Below are 16,957 nucleotides of genomic sequence, written 5' to 3'. Positions count from 1 at the left end.
GCCATGGGCGCGGGTGTGGTGCAGAAGGATGCGGGTGCCGGAGGTGGCAGCCGCCGCCGCAGGCGCAGACGGTCGCAGCCGATGGCTGAGATCAACGTGACGCCGTTCGTGGACGTCATGATGGTGCTTCTGATCATCTTCATGGTGGCGGCCCCCCTGCTGACGGTCGGGGTGCCGGTGGAATTGCCGCGCACAGCGGCCAGCGCGCTGCCATCGGATCAGGAAGAGCCGTTGACCGTGACCGTCACGGCAGACGGCGAAGTGCAGATCCAGACCACCGTCGTGGCGCGCGCCGATCTGGTCACGCGCCTGCGCGGCATCGCGTCCGAGCGCGACAGCGACCGCGTGTTCCTGCGGGCGGACGGTGCCGTGCCTTATGCCCAGGTCATGGAAGTCATGGGCGCGCTCAATGCGGGCGGCTTTGCCAATATCGGGCTGGTCACGGATATCGGTGGGCCGACCCTCGACGGGGAAGGGCAGTGACGCGTGCATGTCGGGCAGGTCATATCCGGTGCCGCGCATGTGGGGCTGATCGGCTGGCTGATCTTCGGCGGGGCGTTTCAGTCTGAGCCGCTCCCCTTCGAAGTGTCCGAGGTGTCGGTGATTTCCACCGATGCGTTCGAGGCCCTTCTGAGCGATGGGCCGCAACCTGCGGCACCTACGGACGTGGCGCTGCCGCAGGAACCCGAAGTGGTGCCTGATCCGGTGGAGACACCCGCGCCTGATCCTGATGTGACGGCGGTGCAGCCCGAACCGACGCCAGAGCCCGAACCCGAGACGCTGCCGGAACCGCCCGCGCCGGAGCCGGAGCCAGAGATCGTGGACGAGGCACCCAGCCTGCCCACGCCAGAGACACCGGCCATCGACGCGCCGGAGGTGGCCGAGACGCCCGTGCCCGAAGCCTCTGACCGTGTCGCGCCGGAAGTGGTCGAGGCGCCCGATCCCGATGCCACGCCGGATGTGGTGGAGCAGGAGGCCGTGACCAACGACGCGGGCGGCGAGACGCAAGCCGAAGAGCAGGAGGCCACGGCGCCCGAAGAGGCGTCTGATCAGATCGTGACAGAGGCCGAAGAGCCGTCCGGTGCGCCGCAATCTTCGATCCGCCCGCCCAGCCGCAGGCCAAGCGCGCCGACCCGCACCGCAGAGGCCGATCCGGCGCCTGCGACGGAGGCCGATCCCGATCCCGAGCCACAGAGCGACACCACTGCGGATGCGGTCAACGATGCCCTCGCGGGTATCCTGGGTGGTGGCGAAGAAGAGGTCGTGCCACAGGGGCCGCCTCTGTCCAATGGCGAAAAGGAAGCGCTGCGCGTAGCCGTGTCCGCCTGTTGGAACGTGGGATCGCTGTCGACCGAGGCGCTTGGCACCACCGTTGTTGTGGGGGTCGACATGGAGCAGAGCGGCAAGCCGATCATCGCCTCCATCCGGCTTTTGTCCAGTTCGGGCGGCAGCCAGTCCGCGGCCAACCAGGCGTTCGAGGCCGCACGCCGCGCCATAATCCGCTGTACCCGCGACGGGTACGCCCTGCCGGCTGAAAAATACGGCCAGTGGCAAGAAATCGAGATGACGTTCAATCCCGAAAGGATGCGTATCAAATGATGTTCCGAGTGTTTCTGATCCTCATGGTGGCTTTGGGTGTGACCATGGCCCACGCGCAAAACGGTCCCTTGCGGATCGAAATCACCGAAGGGGTGATCGAACCGCTGCCGGTGGCGATCCCCGCCCTTGTGCCCGAAAACGCAGAGGCCGCCGCGATGGGTCAACAGTTGTCGCGTGTGATTGCCGATGACCTGGCGGGCACGGGGCTGTTCCGGGAAATCCCCGCCAACGCGTTCATCAGTCAGATCACGGATTTCGCCGCCCCCGTCCAATATGCCGACTGGAAGGCGATCAACGCGCAGGCGCTGGTGACTGGGGCCGTGACCGTTGTGGGTGGTCAGGTCACGGTGAAATTCCGCCTGCATGATGTGTTCTCCGACACCGAACTGGGCGAGGGCCTGCAATTTGCGGGCACAACCGATGGCTGGCGGCGCATCGCGCACAAGGTGGCCGATGTCGTCTATTCCCGCATCACCGGCGAGACCGGCTATTTCGACAGCCGGGTGGTTTTTGTCTCGGAAACCGGGCCGAAGAACGAACGGCGCAAGCGGCTGGCCATCATGGATTATGACGGCGCCAATGTGCAGTACCTGACCGGCTCCGAAGCCATCGTGCTTGCCCCGCGCTTTTCCGCGACGGGCGACCGTGTGCTTTACACCAGCTATGAGACCGGGTTTCCGCGGATTTACGTGCTGGACGTGGGTTCAGTGCAGCGCCGTGTGCTGGAAAGCCAGCAGGGCACGATGAGCTTTGCGCCCCGTTTTGCGCCCAACGGGCAGACGGTGGTTTATTCGCTGAGCCAGGGGGCCAATACCGACATCTGGTCGATGAATGTCACGACAGGTCAGTCGCAGCGCCTGACATCCGCGCCCTCCATCGAAACCGCCCCGAGTTTCAGCCCCGATGGCAGCCAGATCGTGTTTGAAAGCGACCGGTCGGGCAGTCAGCAGCTTTATGTCATGCCCGCAAGCGGGGGTGAGGCACGGCGCATTTCCTTTGGCGAGGGCCGCTATGGCACGCCGGTCTGGAGCCCGCGTGGCGACCTCATCGCCTTTACCAAGCAATCCAAGGGCCGGTTCCATATCGGTGTGATGCGCGTGGACGGCTCCGAAGAACGCCTGCTGACGGCATCGTTCCTCGATGAGGGGCCAACATGGTCTCCCAATGGTCGCGTGATCATGTTCGCCCGCGAGACCCAAGGGGCCGCAGGCCGCTCGACCCTCTATTCGGTGGACATCACGGGCCGCAACCTGCGCCCCGTCCGCACCCCCGAAGGCGGATCAGACCCGTCCTGGGGCCCTTTGCAGCGCTGAACGCATCCGCATTTTCATGACGCACCAATCGTGGTATCGTCGCAGCAGCAGTACATTCACGTAGACAGAACAAACGTGCAAGAGAGGCAGAGCCCCATGACACTGAAACCCATCCTGATGATTTGCGCGGTGCTTGGCCTTGCGGCCTGTACCGACCCCGCCCGCTTTGGCAATGATGACGTGACCAGCAACGCACCCTTGGGTGCCGGGGCCGGCGGTATCGTTCCGGGCAGCGCATCCGATCCGACCTCACCCGCCTATTTCCAGCAGGCTGTGGGGGACCGCGTGCTTTTTGCCGTGGACCAGTCGACGCTGACGCCCGAAGGGCGCGCAACGCTCGAAGGGCAGGCGATCTGGCTCTTGCAGAATGCGGATTTCACAGCCGTGATCGAAGGCCACGCAGACGAACAGGGCACACGTGAATACAACCTCGCCCTTGGCGCACGCCGTGCGGATGCCGCACGCGCCTATCTGATCAGCCAGGGTGTGCAGTCGAACCGCCTGCAAGTCGTCAGCTATGGCAAGGAACGCCCCATCGAGGTGTGCAGCGAAGAGGCCTGCTATGCCAAGAACCGCCGCGCGGTGACCGTGCTGGCAGGCGGGTTGACGAGCTGAGCATGATGAAGCGTTGCGCCGCTCCGCTTTTGTTTGCGATTGCGCTGGCATGGCCGGCGCACTCTGCGTTTGCACAGGATGATCAGACGCTGGCGGATATCCGTCAGGAAATGACCGTTCTGTTTGTCGAGGTGCAACGCCTGCGGCGCGAATTGTCGACGACGGGTGGTGCATCTTCGAACCTTGCGGGGGCAGGCGCGCTGGACCGGCTCAACGCGATCGAGAGCGAATTGCAAAGGCTCACGGCCAAGACTGAAGAGCTTGAGTTTCGCATCAACCGTGTCGTGACCGACGGCACGAACCGCATTGGTGATCTCGAATTCCGCCTGTGCGAGCTTGAGGCGGGCTGCGACATCGGCGCGCTTGGCGACACGCCCCGCCTTGGGGGGGACACTGGCGCGCCGGCAGCCCCCGCGGCCCCCACAACACCGCAACCTGAAATCCAGCTGGCCGAACAGGAACGGGCCGATTTTGAGCGGGCGCAGGAGGCGCTCGCCGCCCGTGACTTTCGCGCCGCCGCGGACCAGTTTGCGGCCTTTACTGCGACCTATCCCGGAAGCCCCCTCGAGGTAGAGGCGGAGCTGCGCCGGGGTGAGGCGCTTGAAGGGTTGGGGGATGTGCGTGAAGGCGCGCGCGCCTATCTGCGTGCGTTTTCGCTGGATCAACAAAGCACGCTTGCGCCCGAAGCCCTGTTTCGGGTGGGCGCGGCCCTTGGGCGACTTGGCCAGACGCAGGAAGCCTGCGTGACGCTGGCCGAGGTGGGCACCCGTTTCCCCGGAACCGCCGTGCTTACGGATGCGCAGGCGGCGATGACAAATCTCGGGTGTTCGTAATTGCTCATTGATCCGCTGATCGAAGCGATTGATGAGGCGGTTGGGCACCGTCCGCCGGAACGCATGGGCGTTGCGGTATCGGGCGGCGGCGATTCCATTGCGCTGCTGTCGGCGCTGGCCCGCTACACGACGGATCGCAAAATCGACCTGCACGTGATCACGATCGACCATGGCCTGCGCCCCGAATTCAAAAGTGAGGTCGCCGTTGTCACCAGCCTGTGCCAAAAGCTGAACTTGCAGCATCACCTCGAATATTGGTCGGGATGGGACGGCGCAGGCAATATGCAGGCCGAAGCCCGCGAGGGCCGCTATGCGTTGATGGCTGATTGGGCCTATGCGCACCAGATCGAATATATTGCGCTTGGCCACACGGCAGACGATCAGGCCGAGACGTTCCTGATGCGTCTGGCGCGGTCGGCAGGTGTCGACGGGTTGAGCGCCATGTCCCCGCGCCACGTGCGCCACGGAATCACATGGGTGCGTCCGTTCCTGCGGGTCAAGCGGGAGGATCTGCGCCTGTATCTCCAGGCGGCAGGTCTGCAATGGGCGGACGACCCCAGCAACGCGAACCGGGATTTCGAACGGGTGCGTGTGCGGGACGCGATCACCTTGCTGGCCACCGTGGGGGTCAGCGTTGAGGCCATCGTTGATGTGACCGAACATATGAAGCAGGCGCGCGATGCGCTGGATTGGCAGACCTTTCTCGTGGCGCGCGACATGGTGCAGATCGAGGCAGGCGCGGTCCTGATGGATGTGAACCTGTTCCGCGCGCAACCGGTCGAGATCAAACGCCGTCTTCTGATCCACAGCATCATGTGGCTCACCGGGCACCCCTATCCGGCGCGGCGCGAGGGTATGGCGCGCGTCATGGATGCGGTGAATGCGGGTCAGACAATGACGCTGCAAGGGTGTCAGTTCTCGCAATCGGACGGCTGTCTGTGGATTTACCGCGAGTTGAACGCGCTGGCGGATGTGCAGGCCGAGGTGGGCGATATGTGGGACGAACGGTGGATGGTGGACGGCCCCGAAGAGGACCCCGATATCATCGTGCGCGCCCTTGGGTATGACGCGCTTTCCGAGCTTGAGGGCTGGCGGGAGAGGCGCGTGCCGCGGGCTGCCCTCGCCGTCACGCCGTCGGTTTGGTACAAAGGCCGATTTGTCGCCGCACCCGTGATCACAGGCGACGACGATTGGACGGCAGAGCTTGAAGGCGGAGCAGACGGTTTTTTCGCCGCACTTTTATCGCATTGAACATGACGCGCGCATGTCTATCTTATGTCGTGCAGCACGCGCACCGCGTGTCTGATCGCCTGCATTCGGAGAAATCGCTTGGGTAACGCACGCAATATCGCCTTCTGGGTCGTCCTGTTTTTGTTGATCCTCGCCCTGTTCAACCTGTTCAGCGGGTCGGGCAACACGCTTCAAAGTCGCGAGATGACCTATTCCGAGTTCGTCAGCTCCGTCGAAGATGGATCCGTGTCCACCGTCACCCTTGACGGCGAGCAGGTGAAATACCGCATCGGGTCCGACGACTTTGTCACGATCAAACCCGAAGACGCGGCCATCACCGATCTTCTGATTGCCAATGACGTGCCGGTTCAGGTCGAACCGCAGCAGCAGTCCGGGTTCCAGACCTTCATCATCTCGCTGCTGCCATTCCTGCTGCTGATCGGCGTGTGGGTCTATTTCATGAACCGCATGCAGGGCGGTGGCAAAGGCGGCGCGATGGGCTTTGGCAAATCCAAGGCCAAGATGTTGACCGAAAAGCATGGGCGCGTGACCTTTGACGACGTCGCCGGCATTGATGAGGCCAAGGAAGAGCTGGAAGAGATCGTGGAATTCCTGCGCAACCCGCAGAAGTTCTCGCGTCTTGGCGGCAAGATCCCCAAAGGTGCTTTGCTGGTGGGCCCTCCGGGCACCGGTAAGACGCTACTGGCGCGGTCGGTTGCGGGTGAGGCCGGTGTGCCGTTCTTCACCATCTCCGGCTCCGACTTTGTCGAGATGTTCGTGGGTGTGGGTGCGAGCCGTGTGCGCGATATGTTCGAACAGGCAAAGAAGAATGCGCCCTGTATCGTCTTCATTGACGAGATCGACGCTGTGGGTCGCCACCGGGGTGCCGGTTATGGCGGCGGCAACGACGAACGTGAACAGACCCTCAACCAGTTGCTGGTCGAGATGGACGGGTTTGAGGCCAACGAAGGTGTGATCATCATCGCGGCCACCAACCGCAAGGACGTGCTCGACCCCGCCCTGCTGCGTCCGGGCCGCTTTGACCGTCAGGTCACTGTGGGCAATCCCGACATCAAGGGCCGCGAAAAGATCCTCGGCGTACATGCCCGCAAGACACCGCTTGGTCCCGATGTTGACTTGCGCATCATCGCGCGCGGCACGCCCGGCTTTTCCGGTGCGGATCTTGCAAACCTCGTGAACGAGGCGGCTCTTTGGGCCGCGCGGATCGGCCGTCGTTTCGTGACGATGGAAGATTTTGAGCAAGCCAAGGACAAGGTGATGATGGGGGCCGAACGGCGTTCCATGGTGCTGACGCAAGACCAGAAGGAAAAGACGGCGTATCACGAGGCGGGCCACGCCATCGTGGGCCTGAAGCTGCCGAAATGCGATCCCGTCTACAAGGCGACGATCATCCCGCGCGGCGGTGCCCTCGGCATGGTAATGAGCCTGCCCGAAATGGACAAGTTGCAGATGTTCAAGGACGAGGCCGAACAGCGCATTGCCATGACCATGGCGGGCAAGGCGGCGGAGATCCTGAAATACGGCGCGGAAAGCGTGTCCTCCGGTCCCGTGGGCGACATCCAGCAAGCCAGTGCTTTGGCGCGGGCGATGGTCATGCGCTACGGCATGTCCGACAAGGTGGGCAACATCGACTATGCTGAGGCGGCCGAAGGCTATACCGGCAACACGATGGGCTTTTCCGTGTCGGCCAACACCAAGGAACTGATCGAAGAAGAGGTGAAACGCTTCATCGATGAAGGCTACGACACCGCCTATCAGATCATTTCGCAGAACGAAGAAGAGTTCGAGCGGCTGGCGCAGGGTCTTCTTGAGTATGAGACGCTGACCGGCGAAGAGATCAAGCGTGTGATGCGCGGCGAGCCGCCCCATGCGCCCGATGATGACGAAGGTGGCACGGCCGTCGAAGACAAAAAGCCGAGCCTGACCGCGATCCCGAAGGCCAAGAAGAAATCAGGCCCCGAAGGCGATGGCGGCATGGAGCCGGAACCGGCGGGTTGATCCATTCCGCGGCCTGAACGGCGCATCACGAAAATGAATTTGCCTCGCCTTGTGCGAGGCTTTTTCATATCAGGATGTTTTAACGCCGCGAAAAGGACACGCCTATGCCCGCGCTTATCCCCACCGATCACTACGGCACGATCACATGGCTTGGCCATATGACCGAACGGCGTGAACCCGCGATTGACGGTGTCGCGGTGCCGACGCTGGATCTGGGGTTCGACGGGATAGCGGGTGTCCCTTATGGCGGGCGTACGCGCCCGTCTTGCACGCGGGTCAAATCACAGCATCCCAAGGGCACCGAGATCGCCAATGTGCGCCAGTTGTCCATCGTCAGCGCCGAGGAACTGGCCGAGATTGCCGCGCAGATCGGTCTGGATGCGCTTGATCCGGCGTGGTTGGGGGCCAGTGTAGTTGTTGAGGGGATCCCCGATTTCACCCATGTGCCCCCCTCGGCACGGCTGCAGTCAGAGGCGGGCACAACGCTGGTCATCGACATGGAAAACCGCCCCTGCCACCAACCGGGTCTGACCATCGCGCGCCATCACGGCGACGCGGGCAAGGGGTTTAAGGCGGCGGCCAAGGACCGACGCGGCGTCACGGCGTGGGTCGAACGCCCGGGCCCGCTCAGGATCGGCGACACGCTGCGTCTGCACGTGCCGGACCAACGCGCCTGGGCGCCGGAGACGGCCTGAGCGCAAACAGGCTTGATTTGTCGCCGCCCGATCGGGCAGGTTTCCTGCGGGGTGCCTGGGGGGGCAAATCATGATCGACCTGTATCAGCTTGCCGGCTTTGCCGGGGTTGCGTTTTATCTGTCGTCCTATGCGCTGTTGCAGATGGGGGCCGTGCGCGGCAACGGATATCCTTACGCCGTTATGAACATGCTGGGCGCCGGATTGGTTCTGGTGTCGCTCTTTGCGAGCTGGAACCTGTTCTCCGCCATTATCCAGATCAGCTGGATCACGCTGTCGGTCGTGGGCATTGCGCGGGTTTGGCTGCTGACCCAGGGGTTGCGTTTCAATACGGAAGAACAGGCCTTTCTGGACACCCATTTCCCGACGCTGCGACGGCTGGATGCGCGACGGCTGCTCAACGCCGGAGAATGGGCCGATTGCGCCCCCGGCGAGACGTTGACCAGCCAGGATGCGCCGGTCACACAGCTCAGCTATCTGCAATCGGGCGGGGTGGACATCGACATCGGAGGACAGACAATCGCCCAGGTGGGACCGGGCGGGTTCATCGGTGAGATGGGATGTATGACCAGCGCGCCTGCCACGGCAACGGTTCGGATCAACACGCCCACGCGGATTTTTGCCCTTTCGTCGGATGCGCTGCGCCGGTTGGTCAAGCGCAATCCCGACCTTGGCCCGCATCTCGAGTTTGCGTTTTCGGGCAACACGCGGGCCAAGCTGATGGCCACAAATGCGCTCTTGCAACAGTCGCTAACCGTGACGCCCGCAGTTTCCCAAAACGCCTGACCCGTTTCCGAAATGAAACGACCGCCCCTGAACGGGCCGCTTCGTCTCGCAAAAATGTCGGAAATGCGCACATTGAATCTGGGCATGCGCCTGTATGCAGACGAAGACAGCATAGCTGGATCAACGCCTGCGGGGAGCACCATGGCCTACAAGACAGATATCGAAATCGCGCGCGAAGCGGACAAGAAGCCGATCCAGGAGATCGGGGCCAAGCTGGGTATCTCCAGCGACGACCTGCTGCCCTACGGCCACGACAAGGCCAAGGTGTCGCAATCGTTCATCAACAGCGTGCAGGATCGCACAGACGGCAAGCTGATCCTTGTGACGGCGATCAACCCGACACCCGCGGGTGAGGGCAAGACCACGACAACCGTGGGTCTGGGCGATGGCCTGAACCGCATCGGCAAGAACGCGTGCGTGTGTATCCGCGAAGCGTCGCTTGGCCCGAACTTTGGCATGAAGGGCGGCGCTGCCGGTGGTGGTTATGCCCAGATCGTGCCGATGGAAGAGATGAACCTGCACTTTACCGGGGACTTCCACGCGATCACGTCGGCGCATTCGCTGCTGTCGGCCATGATCGACAATCATATCTATTGGGGCAACGACCTCGAGATCGACACCCGCCGCGTCGTGTGGCGGCGTGTGGTCGACATGAACGACCGCGCCCTGCGCCAGATCACGGCGTCCCTTGGCGGCGTGGCCAACGGTTTCCCGCGCGAGGCGGGTTTTGACATCACCGTGGCGTCCGAGGTTATGGCGATCCTGTGCCTGGCCAAAGACCTGCAGGACCTGCAAAAGCGTCTGGGCGACATGATCGTCGCCTATCGCCGCGACCGTTCGCCCGTGTTTGCGCGCGATATCAAGGCGGACGGCGCGATGACTGTCCTGCTCAAGGACGCGATGCAGCCGAACCTGGTGCAGACGCTGGAAAACAACCCCGCCTTTGTCCATGGCGGCCCGTTTGCGAACATCGCGCATGGCTGTAACTCGGTCATTGCGACCACAACGGCGCTGAAGCTGGCGGATTACGTTGTGACCGAAGCCGGTTTCGGCGCTGACCTCGGTGCCGAGAAATTCATGAACATCAAGTGCCGCAAGGCGGGCCTTTCGCCCTCCGTTGTGGTCTGCGTGGCCACGGTGCGCGCGATGAAGATGAATGGCGGCGTGGCCAAGGCCGATCTGGGCGCAGAGAACGTGGCAGCCGTGCAAGCGGGTTGCCCGAACCTGGGCCGCCACATCGAGAACCTGAAATCCTTTGGCGTGCCGGTCGTCGTGGCCATCAACCACTTTGTGACCGACACCGATGCCGAAGTGCAGGCGGTCAAGGATTTCGTGGCCGAACAAGGCGCCGAAGCGATCCTGTCGCGGCACTGGGAACTGGGCTCTGAAGGGTCTGCTGATCTGGCGACCAAGGTTGCGGAGCTGGCGGATGCGGGCACCGCGAACTTTGCGCCGATCTATCCGGACGAGATGCCGCTGGCCGAAAAGATCCAGACCATCTGCAAGCGGATCTACCGCGCGGACGAAGCTCTGATGGATCAAAAGATCCGCGACCAGCTGAAGCTGTGGGAAGATCAGGGGTACGGCAACCTGCCGGTCTGCATGGCCAAGACGCAGTATTCGTTCTCCACCGATCCGAACCTGCGCGGTGCACCCACGGGGCACTCCGTCCCTGTGCGCGAAGTGCGTCTGTCGGCCGGTGCCGGGTTCATCGTGGCCGTCTGTGGAGAGATCATGACGATGCCGGGCCTGCCCCGCGTGCCATCGGCGGAGAACATCATGTTGAACGCAGATGGCCAGATCGAGGGGCTGTTCTAAGGTGTGAAATGACCGTCACGACTGCGCGCGCGGGGTGAAATGGAATTGACCAGCCCACCTCGTGCGTCCAGCGTGGCGGCACCATACCCGAAAGGACGTTACCATGACCCGACTGCTTGCCCTCATCGCCACTGCGTGGCTCTTCGTGGCCCCTGTGCACGCGCAGGACCGCTATGAAGGGTATTATTACCCCGAAGTCACCTCGCAAGAGCAGTTTTCCCGCGTCATTCGGCAGGGACCGACGTCCAACAAGGGCGTGCGGGTCGAATTTGTGACAAACCTGACGGCAGCCCAGCTGGCGTCTCCTGAAAGCCCGCGTTTCGTGTTCTTTGCCAAGGGCGCGGATGCCAAGCACCTCAACATCATCGCGCTGGATGATGACATCTTTTCCACGCTGTTCCGCGCCCGCGCGGTGATGGCGCAGATGTCGTCCAACATGCGCAACAACGACTTTTTCCGGACCCAGGGGCTGGAACATGTCGCCACCTTCTATGACCTGTTGCAGATCATGGAGTTCGACACGCTGGTGATCAGCGATGGCGAAACCTGGTCACATCAAGTGAATTTCTTCCGCGAATAAAGGACGTATCGACCATGGGCGCAGCAACAATCGACGGCAAGGCTTTTGCAGCCACGGTGCGGGGGCAAGTGGCGGAGCATGTTGCGCGCCTGAAAGAAGAGCAGGGGATCACGCCGGGTCTGGCCGTGATCCTCGTGGGCGAGGACCCGGCCAGCGAGGTGTATGTTGCGGCCAAGCACAAGCAGACGGTCGAGGTCGGCATGGCGTCGTTCGAGCACCGTTTGCCTGCGGATGTGCCCGAGGCGGAGTTGTTCGCGCTGATTGATCAGCTGAACGCGGACACGTCCGTGCATGGAATCCTGTGCCAGTTTCCCGTGCCGGATCACCTTGATGAGCGCGCGGTGGTGGCGCGCATTGACCCGGCCAAGGATGTCGACGGTCTGAGCGTGGTGAACGCGGGCCTGCTGGCAAGCGGTGAGACGGGCCTTGTGTCCTGCACGCCGCTTGGCTGTCTGATGCTGCTGCGCGATCAGCTTGGCAACATGTCGGGGATGGAGGCCGTTGTGATTGGGCGGTCGAACCTGTTTGGCAAACCGATGGGGCAGCTGTTGCTGCGTGAGAACTGCACCGTGACGATTGCGCATTCGCGGACCAAGGATCTGGCCGAGGTATGTGCGCGCGCCGATATTCTGGTCGCCGCCGTGGGGCGGGCCGAGATGGTCAAGGCGGATTGGGTCAAACCCGGTGCGACCGTGATCGACGTGGGCATCACACGCGTGCCGCACCCCGAAAAGGTAGGCAAAACCAAGCTGTTGGGCGATGTGGATTTTGCCGAGGCCGCAACAGTGGCGCGCGCGATCACACCTGTGCCAGGTGGCGTTGGTCCGATGACCATTGCCTGCCTTCTAGCCAACACGCTGACCGCGTGTTGCCGCGCGCATGGCCTGACCGAGCCACAGGGCCTGACGGCTTAGGCCGGGACGGGCACCATCGTGCCCTGCAGGATGGCGACGAGCACCTCGTTGCCATTCTCGACGCTGACCACCTCTGACGTGACAACGATCAGCCGCTTGCCCGGTTTGACCACCCGTCCACGGGCAATCAGCCGCGTGCCGCGGGCGGGCGCTGTGAGGTTGATCTTGATTTCCGACGTGACAACTTCCTGATCCTCCGGGATCAGGGTCAGCGCCGCATATCCGGCCGCGCTGTCGCCGAGGCCAAAGGTGAGCGCGGCATGGGCAAATCCCTGTTGCTGACGGCTGCCGTTGAGGATCGGTGCGCTGAGCGTGGCGTGGCCCGGTGAGACGTCTTCGAGCCGGGCACCGAAGGTGGCCATCATGGATTGACGATCAAAGCTGGCCTGGATGCGCTGACGGATATCCATGGGTCAACTGGCCCGTGCGAGCGGGATCGTCACCGGCGTGCGCCCCGTCAGAATGGCCAGCGCGTCCGGAGACATCAGCGTGGCAAGGGCGGGGTGGTGGCTGCGCAGCCCGCCGGTATAGGTGCCGTAGGCGGGCAGGATAAGCCGTTGTTCATCCAGCAGAAAGGCCGGGCGGGTCACGGCACGACCGCGTGTGTGCAACGTGGCTTTGGGGTGGTAGTGGCCCGAGACCTCGCCGGTGGCATCGCCTTGGGCGATATGGCGGAAGGTCAGCGGGCCAATCACCATCTCGCTCCTATGCGTGCCGCCAAATTCCAGCGGTCCGGGATCGTGGTTGCCTTCGATCCAGATCCACGTGCGCCCGGCTTGCAGCCGGGTGATCCAGAGCCGCTCCTCCTCGGGCAGGGCGTGGGCCGCGGTACGGTCATCAAAGCTGTCACCGAGGCAGATCACCTGCCGCGCGCCCGTGCTGTCGAGGTCGGCGGCAAGACGGGTGAGCGTGTCGCGGGTCTCATAGGGCGGCAATTGCGCACCACCGCGGCGCGCAATGCGCTCGGCCTTGCCCAGATGCAGGTCGGACACGCACAGCAGGCTGTGCGCGGGCCAGAAGAGCGCGCCGGAGCCCAGTGCCTTGAGCGCGGAGCCCGCCAGAGTGAGGTCGCACGAGTTCATGATTTGTTCATACTGCGCGACCGGGTGCATGGCCAGCGGAAATCGATCCTGAAGGACGCGCTGCGCGCGACACGATTCATGATTGATACGAGGGGGCTGTCTGCCCCCTCGCGCTCCCCCGATGGTATTTTTTGCCAGAAGAAGGACCTACCAGGGCACGCGCCATTCGCGGCGACGGGGTTCGGGGTCGGAGACACCGGCGGCCGACATGACGCGGGCGGCCTCTTCGGCGAGGAGTTTTTCTTCTGCGAGGCCCTTGATCGGGACGCGGCCCACTTCGAGCATCAGCGGGGCTGCAAGGGGGGTGACGCGGTCACGTTCGATGAGGTCGATGCGGTTTTCGATGCGGGCGCACATTTCCTCGATCCTGCCAAAGTCGACGAGGCCGCGCATTGCTTCTTCGCGGGTGATTGCGAGCATGAGGTGGTCGGGGTCATATTTGGCGAGCGTGTCGTAGAGAATGTCGGAGCTGAACGTCGCTTGCCGCCCGGTTTTGCGGTTGGAGGGCAGGTTGCGTTCGATGAGCCCTGCGATGGTGGCGGAGGCGCGGAAGGTGCGTTTCATGACCGCGTTGCCCGCCAGCCAACGGTCGAGCCCGTCGCGCAAGGCGGTGATGTCGAAGAGGGGCGCGGGGTCCGAGATCTTGTCGAGGCCCCAGATCAGCGTGGCATAGTCGGTGGCGAGGAACCCGAGAGGGTTGAGGCCGGTTTCCTCCATCCGCTTGGTGAGCAGGAGGCCGAGCGTCTGCATCGCGTTGCGCCCGGCAAAGCCGTACACAGCCGTATGGACGCGGCCATCATGGGGAAAGCTCTCGATCAGGAGGCGACCGGGTTCGGGCAGGCGGCTGACGTCGCGTTGCAGGCCGAGCCATTCGGCGGTGTGGTCGGGCAGGTCGGGCCATGTGTCCTGCTGGAACATGTCGATGATGCGGTGGCTGAGCTGTGTCGATGTGGCGAATTTGGTGCCGAGGAAGGTGGCGATCTTTGGCTTTTTGGCAGCGTCGCGGGTCACTTGGACTGTCATTTCGCGCAACGAGTCATAGCGCACGATCTGACCACCGATGAGAAACGTATCGCCGGGCGTCAGGGTGGCGGCAAAGCCTTCTTCGATCTCGCCCAAGGGTTTGCCGCCGCGGCCCTTGTAGCGGACCTTGAGCGTGTCGGTGTCCTGGATCGTGCCGATGTTCATGCGGATCCGCTGGGCCGCGCGGGGATCGCGGAGGTGCCACTGGCCATCAGGCAGCTGTTTCAGGCGTTGCCATTGGTCATAGGCGCGCAAGGCGTAACCACCTGTGGCGCAGAATTCGATACAGGCATCGAAATCTGCGCGGGTCAGGGTGCTGTAGGCGCCCGTGGTGATCACCTCGGCATAGAGGTCATCGGCGTGAAAGGGGCCAGCGGCGGCGGTGATCAGGATATGTTGGCACAGCACGTCACGGGGGCCGGGACCGCGCGGGTCGCCATCAAGCTCACCTGCGTGCACCGCGTCGAGTGCGGCGACACATTCGACCACCTCGAACCTGTTGGCGGGCACAAGCAGTGCCTTGGATGGTGCATTGTAGCGGTGATTGGCGCGGCCGATGCGTTGGACAAGCCGTTTGACGTTCTTGGGGGCGCCGACCTGAATGATCAGGTCCACATCGCCCCAGTCGATGCCGAGATCAAGCGTGCCGGTGCACACGATTGCCTTGAGTTCGCCTGCGATCATCGCGGCCTCGACCTTTTCGCGCTGCTGGCGGTCCAGGGAGCCGTGGTGGATGCCGATGGGCAGCGCGTCGTCGTTGGCGAGCCAGATGTTGTGGAAGTAGAGCTCGGCCTGGGCGCGGGTGTTGTGGAAGATCAGGGTGGTCTTGTGTTTCTTGACTTGTTCGAGGACGGCGGGGATGGCGTATTTGCCGCCCGAACCGGACCAGGGCGGTGGTTCATCCGTGACCAGCATCTTGATGTCGGGCTGCGGGCCGGGGTCCGCTTGGAGGATCGCGCAAGGATCAGGGTGTCTGGCCAGCAGATGTGCGATGGCCTGCGGATCCTCGACCGTGGCCGACAGGCCGACGCGTTTCAGATCAGGGCACATCGATTGGAGGCGGGCAAGGGCTAGAAACATCTGATCGCCGCGTTTGGATTCCGCGAGGGCGTGGATTTCGTCGACCACCACGCGTTTGAGCCCTTTGAACATGCGCGGCGCATCTTCGTAGCTGGTGAGCAGCGCCAGGCTTTCGGGGGTGGTGAGCAGGATATGCGGCGGGTCGGCCCGCTGGCGTCTCTTTTGTGTCTGCGACGTGTCGCCGGTCCGGTCCTCGATACGGATGGGCAGGCCCATTTCGTCGACCGGCGTGCGCAGGTTGCGTTTGATATCCGAGGCGAGCGCCTTGAGCGGGGAGATGTAGAGGGTGTGCAGACCCTCATGCGCACCGTCCGCGAGTGCGACGAGGGACGGTAGAAAGCCGGCCATGGTCTTTCCGCCACCGGTGGGCGCGATGAGCAGGGTCGCGGGGTCATCGGCCCGGTCGAGCATGTCCTGCTGATGCGGGTGGATGGACCAGCCGCGTGTGGTGAACCAGTCGTGGAAGTGTGAGGGGAGTACGGCCATGCGCGTGAACTTAGTGATGTTTGCGCTGGTGGAAAGTGCGGGAGCCTCCCCTCTCGGCGGTAAAACCGCCTGTCGGGCAGTGGGCGGGAGTTTATTTGGCGAGATGAACGGGGGATCAGCGCGGGGTGAGGGCGCGGATGGCGTGTTCGAGGGCGTTGGGCAGGGCGAGATCTGCGTTTTCGGGTGCAGCATCGCGCGCGGCGGCAACGTCCTTGGCCAGGATGCCGATGGAGTTGTCTTCGGCGTAACCGTGTTTTGCAAACTCGATGGTTTCGAAGCCGGATGCGAGCCAATTTTGGCCGGACGCGGTTTCGATGAGGTTCAGGAGGCGCGTTTGGTCGAGACCCGCATCATCCGCCCAGTCGAGCACCAGCCGGGTCATGGCGGTGTGCGAGGCGGCGAGCAGGTTGTTGAGAACCTTGGCCTGCATGCCTGCTCCGTAAGCGCCCATGTGGTGGACGTGCTTGCCCATCAGGGCCAAGAGCGGGATGGCGTCGGCGATGTCGGCATCTGTGCCGCCCAGCATGAAGCTCAGCGTGCGGTTCCGGGCCGCGATCTGGGCACCCGACATGGGCGCATCAATGAGCGTGACATGTGACGGAACGCGGGTGCGCAGCGCCTTGACATAGCGCGGAGACAGGGTGGAACAGATGAAGATCCGTTCCAGATGCGGGGCGCAGGCAACCAGCCTTTGTTGATCAAACAGCAGCGCGTCGGTCTGGTCCGCGTCCCGAACCACGGAAAACAGGGTGCGCAGGCGGGGCGCGAAGGCCATGACATTTGTGGTGACGTGGGCCAAGCCCTTGTCCACCACGTCAAAGCCCAACGCATCCGTGCCGCCGTCACGCAGGGCGTCCAGCATCGGGCCGCCCATGCGGCCGCATCC

At 63.4% G+C, this 16,957-nt stretch carries 16 protein-coding genes; 12 read left to right on the top strand and 4 right to left on the bottom strand.

Going from position 1 to position 16,957, the window contains the following annotated elements; all coding sequences use genetic code 11:
* Nucleotides 1–3: 3 nt before the first annotated feature.
* From tolR to folD, 12 genes are all read left to right on the top strand, one after another.
* Nucleotides 4–483, top strand: a complete 480-nt coding sequence (gene tolR, locus ACERHN_RS03395; protein ID WP_415921241.1) for a protein TolR — start codon at nucleotides 4–6, stop codon at nucleotides 481–483.
* A gap of 3 nt (nucleotides 484–486) precedes the next feature.
* Nucleotides 487–1,599 (top strand): energy transducer TonB, encoded by a 1,113-nt coding sequence (locus ACERHN_RS03390; protein WP_415921240.1) that lies wholly within the window; start codon nucleotides 487–489, stop codon nucleotides 1,597–1,599.
* A complete protein-coding gene (gene tolB, locus ACERHN_RS03385; RefSeq protein WP_415921239.1) occupies nucleotides 1,599–2,912 on the top strand; it encodes a Tol-Pal system beta propeller repeat protein TolB in 1,314 nt (437 codons plus the stop codon). Before ACERHN_RS03390 ends, tolB begins: the two co-directional genes overlap by 1 nt.
* A 96-nt stretch (nucleotides 2,913–3,008) precedes the next feature.
* Nucleotides 3,009–3,527 carry a peptidoglycan-associated lipoprotein Pal gene (pal, locus tag ACERHN_RS03380; RefSeq protein WP_415921238.1) on the top strand — a complete coding sequence of 173 codons (519 nt, stop codon included), beginning with the start codon at nucleotides 3,009–3,011 and terminating at the stop codon, nucleotides 3,525–3,527.
* A gap of 2 nt (nucleotides 3,528–3,529) precedes the next feature.
* On the top strand, nucleotides 3,530–4,360 hold the full coding sequence (locus ACERHN_RS03375) for a tetratricopeptide repeat protein (RefSeq protein ID WP_415921237.1): 831 nt from the start codon (nucleotides 3,530–3,532) through the stop codon (nucleotides 4,358–4,360).
* Complete coding sequence (gene tilS, locus ACERHN_RS03370; protein WP_415921236.1) at nucleotides 4,361–5,611, top strand: tRNA lysidine(34) synthetase TilS; 1,251 nt, start codon at nucleotides 4,361–4,363, stop codon at nucleotides 5,609–5,611.
* A gap of 78 nt (nucleotides 5,612–5,689) precedes the next feature.
* Nucleotides 5,690–7,609: an ATP-dependent zinc metalloprotease FtsH gene (ftsH, locus tag ACERHN_RS03365; protein ID WP_415921235.1), complete on the top strand. Its 1,920-nt coding sequence runs from the start codon at nucleotides 5,690–5,692 to the stop codon at nucleotides 7,607–7,609.
* A gap of 104 nt (nucleotides 7,610–7,713) precedes the next feature.
* Nucleotides 7,714–8,304, top strand: a complete 591-nt coding sequence (locus tag ACERHN_RS03360) for an MOSC domain-containing protein (RefSeq protein WP_415921234.1) — start codon at nucleotides 7,714–7,716, stop codon at nucleotides 8,302–8,304.
* A gap of 70 nt (nucleotides 8,305–8,374) precedes the next feature.
* Nucleotides 8,375–9,088 carry a cyclic nucleotide-binding domain-containing protein gene (locus ACERHN_RS03355; RefSeq protein ID WP_415921233.1) on the top strand — a complete coding sequence of 238 codons (714 nt, stop codon included), beginning with the start codon at nucleotides 8,375–8,377 and terminating at the stop codon, nucleotides 9,086–9,088.
* Nucleotides 9,089–9,229: 141 nt separating this feature from the next.
* A complete protein-coding gene (locus ACERHN_RS03350; protein WP_415921232.1) occupies nucleotides 9,230–10,906 on the top strand; it encodes a formate--tetrahydrofolate ligase in 1,677 nt (558 codons plus the stop codon).
* A 103-nt stretch (nucleotides 10,907–11,009) separates the two neighbouring features.
* Nucleotides 11,010–11,486, top strand: coding sequence for a hypothetical protein (locus ACERHN_RS03345; protein ID WP_415921231.1), 477 nt, complete (start codon nucleotides 11,010–11,012; stop codon nucleotides 11,484–11,486).
* A gap of 14 nt (nucleotides 11,487–11,500) precedes the next feature.
* Nucleotides 11,501–12,400 carry a bifunctional methylenetetrahydrofolate dehydrogenase/methenyltetrahydrofolate cyclohydrolase FolD gene (gene folD / locus ACERHN_RS03340; protein ID WP_415921230.1) on the top strand — a complete coding sequence of 300 codons (900 nt, stop codon included), beginning with the start codon at nucleotides 11,501–11,503 and terminating at the stop codon, nucleotides 12,398–12,400.
* On the opposite strand, the gene ACERHN_RS03335 is transcribed toward folD, so the two are convergent.
* From ACERHN_RS03335 to ACERHN_RS03320, 4 genes are all read right to left on the bottom strand, one after another.
* Nucleotides 12,397–12,810 carry a PaaI family thioesterase gene (locus tag ACERHN_RS03335; RefSeq protein ID WP_415921229.1) on the bottom strand — a complete coding sequence of 138 codons (414 nt, stop codon included), beginning with the start codon at nucleotides 12,808–12,810 and terminating at the stop codon, nucleotides 12,397–12,399. The genes folD and ACERHN_RS03335 overlap by 4 nt on opposite strands.
* 3 nt (nucleotides 12,811–12,813) lie before the next feature.
* Nucleotides 12,814–13,482 carry a ligase-associated DNA damage response endonuclease PdeM gene (pdeM, locus tag ACERHN_RS03330; protein ID WP_415921228.1) on the bottom strand — a complete coding sequence of 223 codons (669 nt, stop codon included), beginning with the start codon at nucleotides 13,480–13,482 and terminating at the stop codon, nucleotides 12,814–12,816.
* A 147-nt stretch (nucleotides 13,483–13,629) separates the two neighbouring features.
* Nucleotides 13,630–16,071 (bottom strand): ligase-associated DNA damage response DEXH box helicase, encoded by a 2,442-nt coding sequence (locus ACERHN_RS03325; RefSeq protein ID WP_415921227.1) that lies wholly within the window; start codon nucleotides 16,069–16,071, stop codon nucleotides 13,630–13,632.
* A gap of 115 nt (nucleotides 16,072–16,186) precedes the next feature.
* Nucleotides 16,187–16,945, bottom strand: coding sequence for an NAD(P)-dependent oxidoreductase (locus tag ACERHN_RS03320; protein ID WP_415921226.1), 759 nt, complete (start codon nucleotides 16,943–16,945; stop codon nucleotides 16,187–16,189).
* Nucleotides 16,946–16,957 lie beyond the last annotated feature (12 nt).

Origin of the sequence: Tateyamaria rhodophyticola (genome assembly GCF_047777875.1) — a bacterium.
GTDB lineage: Bacteria > Pseudomonadota > Alphaproteobacteria > Rhodobacterales > Rhodobacteraceae > Tateyamaria.
Note: the sequence above shows the minus strand (reverse complement) of the source record. Positions and strands in the feature narration are given on the sequence as shown.